Source organism: Hymenobacter gummosus, from assembly GCF_003970915.1.
Lineage (GTDB): Bacteria > Bacteroidota > Bacteroidia > Cytophagales > Hymenobacteraceae > Solirubrum > Solirubrum gummosum.
In genome coordinates this window covers 1-283 of record NZ_RXOF01000055.1, presented here as the reverse complement: position 1 = coordinate 283, position 283 = coordinate 1, and the positions used below count along the sequence as shown (strand labels likewise).

1 protein-coding gene is annotated in these 283 nt (G+C 39.9%); it reads right to left on the bottom strand.

What is annotated here, in order from left to right:
* The coding region (locus EJV47_RS28540) for a hypothetical protein (protein ID WP_207896026.1) at positions 1-283 on the bottom strand (283 nt) is incomplete at both ends.

Sequence of the window (283 nt, the reverse complement as noted above, 5' to 3'; positions counted from 1 at the left end):
ATGGATAAAGCTCTTGCGTACTGTCTTCGCCTATAATAGCGGACTCCAACAGCTCATTATATATCTTTTTATTCGCCTTTAAATGATTAGGCCTCTCCCATTCTACTTTACTTGCTTCTTTCGGGTGAAAATAGTCTTTGGTTATAAGGTCTTCGTATAAGGGCACGTATCCGATTTCGACGTAATCTTCTAATTTGTCATCCCATTGAAAGGCAACTGTCTCAATTCCATTTGTCACTACTGTTACTTTGGGCTCTAAAGCCATATCATAGCGCCTTGCTTG